Annotated in this window: 3 protein-coding genes; all 3 read right to left on the bottom strand. The window is 66.3% G+C overall.

What is annotated here, in order from left to right:
* The coding region (locus EN750_RS27580) for a precorrin-8X methylmutase (protein ID WP_189526495.1) at positions 1-297 on the bottom strand (297 nt) is incomplete at its 3' end.
* Positions 298-299: 2 nt separating this feature from the next.
* On the bottom strand, positions 300-1,808 hold the full coding sequence (gene cobG, locus EN750_RS27585; protein WP_127398581.1) for a precorrin-3B synthase: 1,509 nt from the start codon (positions 1,806-1,808) through the stop codon (positions 300-302).
* A partial coding sequence (locus EN750_RS27590) for a cobaltochelatase subunit CobN (RefSeq protein WP_189526497.1) occupies positions 1,805-2,833 on the bottom strand: 1,029 nt, incomplete at its 5' end. The genes EN750_RS27590 and cobG, both read right to left, overlap by 4 nt.

Here is a 2,833-nt window from a genome sequence, read left to right on the forward strand (position 1 = left end):
GGTGCAGATCACCTCGTTGCCGGCCGGCAGCCTGGCGCGGGTGACGCCATGCGAGACCATTTCCGCGTCGCAGAAAATTGGCGCGCCCGCCGCCAAAGCGGTGCGAGCAGCGGCAACGAAATCGGTGGAGAACACAAAGTACCTGGCGGCTTCGACCTGGCCGCAGGCATGGATCATGCGGATAGCGACATCGGCCTCGGCCTCGGAGAAGCGCGAAAGATCAGCCTCGGCGCGGATAATGGCGAAGGAGCGCTCGTAGATCGCCGTGCCGTCATGGATGTAGTCGTAGGCGGCCATGCTCATTTCCGTTTTTCAGTTTGGGCCTGTCGGTAAGCCTCGGCGATACCGGCCGGCCCGAGCCTTGTCAGGCAAGCAGCGGCAGTCTCGCCTTGATATCGTGCGCTGCGGATCATTGCCGCGACGCGGCGGATGCCGCGCGCGGCGTCATAGCCCGGCCTGTAGCCCGCAGGAAGGGCCTTTGCCGTCGCGTTCACGACAAGTCCGGCTCCGTTTTCGCCGCCGACAATCGTCAGCGTCGCCAGGCCGGGGTGGGCGCAGCCTTTGGCACAGCCGGAAATGTGCAGGGTGAAGTCGAGGATGTCGGCGTTTTCAGTGGCAATCGTCTCGGCGATGTCGCGCGTGGCGATGCGGCCCGAGGCGCAGGCTGGTGTGCCGGGGCAAGCGGCTATGCGCGTGCGCGGGTCGGTGGGAGCGGTGACGAAACCGAGGGCGGTGGCGGTGTGTTGGAGGGGTTGGTTGGCTGCCGGTGGGTGACCGAGGAAGAGCAGGGCGCGGCCGGGGGCTAGGCGGATTTCTGAGGTGCCGAGGGCGAGGGCGTGTTGGGCGAGAGCGATGATCTTCTCTGCTGGCATGCTGCCGTAGGGGAGGGCGATGCCGAGGGCGGTGGCGTCGCCGGCTAAGGGGAAAAGGCCGATAGGTTTACGCGAGGCGCCCCCCTCTGTCCTGCCGGACATCTCCCCCTCAGGGGGGGAGATCGGCAGCTTCGACGCCGGCTTTTCCTTACCGACATCAGAGATTGGCGAAACCGTCAGCGATAGCGCAATCTCCCCCCTTGAGGGGGAGATGTCCGGCAGGACAGAGGGGGGCACCACAGAATGCCACCTTGCAAGAGACGCTAATTGTCTCTCCGACAGATCTCTTGCGTGGGCCTCACGCCCTTTCTCGGCGACCATTCTTAAGGCCGCGACGGTGATGTCGCACGCTGCATCGCCTTCCACTGTGACAAGCGCCTTCGCGTTCCACCCATCACCCGCGACAGACACCCGCCACCGAACTCCTGCATCGACCCGCACTGCAGCAAGCCGCACATCGGCCGTCACCGAATCCATCGTCAACTGCCCGCAGCCGTCCACAATCACGGAAACCTTCGGCCCCAGCCTCGGCGCTAATCCAGCCTCGTCAATCGCCGCCCTGATCCGTTCAGCCAGTGGCCGGGGATCGGCAATCTCCTGCGGATCAATGCCGGCCAGCGGGCCGGTCTCCACCGGCACGCCGGTGCGCACCGCGATATCAAGCGCATCGACCTCCGCCGCCAGCAGCATCGCGCTGTCCGTCGTCAGCCCACGTATCTGTAGACTGCCGCGCGCGGTGACTTCCATGATGCCATTGCCATGCCGCAAGGCGGATTCGGCTAACCCGATCAAAAGCTTCGGCGACAATCCTCCAGAAGTCGGGCCTCCAGAAGATGGGCCTCCAGCAACCGGGTTGAGCCGCACCAAAAGCCCGTCGCCGGTTTGCATTGGCACCGACAAAGCCGGGCAGGCGCCGCGACGAGAGAAGGCGTTCATGCCGCCACCCCAAGCGCCTCGGCCTCGGCAATCATGGCCGTGAGATCGTCGTCGATGGAGTTGCGCAGGGGATGCCACAGGCCACGCCGTCGCGCCGACAGGAAGCGCTCGGCGATGACTTTGGCGGCGGCGGGGTTCTCGCGCAGGATGAAGGCGCGGACCATGGGATCGCCGAGATAGGCATCGTGCACTGCCTCGATCAGCGTGCCCGAAATGGCGTGCGTGGTTTCGGCGAAGCCGACCAGGCGGTCTACGGTTTCGGCAAATTCGGAGGCGCCACGCGGGCCGTGGCGCATCTGTCCCGATATGAAGCGTGGATTGACGGCGCGGGCGCGCACCACCCGCGATACGGCCTCACTGAGCGAACGCGGCTTGGGCTTTTGCGGGTCCGTGGTGTCGAGCACGATGACGTCGGCATTCCTGCCGAGCGCCGCAAGGGCGGCCGAAAAGCCGCCGATGAAAGCGACCTCGGCGGAGCCTTCGAGGATGTCGCGGCCGGGGTCGTCGCCGGGGTGGACGAGAAGATCGGCCTCGGCGATGCGGGTTTCGAAGACGCCGGGCACCGATACGCCTTCGCCCTTGGCACCGCCATAGGCATGCGAGGTGGCGTCGAGATAGGCGCGGCCGATTTCTTCGCGCGCCGCCCAGTTACCGGAGGACAAGATATCCTCGACGCCGGCGCCGTATGTGCCGGGTGAGGTGCCGAAGATGCGCGGGCTGAGCTTGCCATCGGCACGGGTTTTGGCCGCGAGCGGGTTTTCCGAGTCCTCCTCGTCGCGGGCGCCGACCGCGTTGGCGGCGGCATCGATCAGTGCGATCTGGGTCGGGAACATATCGCGGAACAGGCCCGATATGCGCCAGGTGACATCGACGCGTGGCCGGCCAAGAGTGGCCGGCGGCAGCACCTCGATGCCGGTGATGCGGCCGGTCGCCGAATCCCATTGCGGCCGGCAGCCCATCAGCGCCAATCCTTGCGCGATCTCCTCGCCGCCGGTGCGCAGTGAGGCCGAGCCCCACAGGTCGAT

It is taken from the genome of Mesorhizobium sp. M7A.F.Ca.ET.027.03.2.1, from assembly GCF_003999175.1.
In the GTDB taxonomy this organism is placed as follows: domain Bacteria; phylum Pseudomonadota; class Alphaproteobacteria; order Rhizobiales; family Rhizobiaceae; genus Mesorhizobium.

Bases quoted from the DNA above. Each gene is read 5' to 3' on its own strand.
- cobG (WP_127398581.1), bottom strand. From the start codon at position 1,808: ATGAACGCCTTCTCTCGTCGCGGCGCCTGCCCGGCTTTGTCGGTGCCA.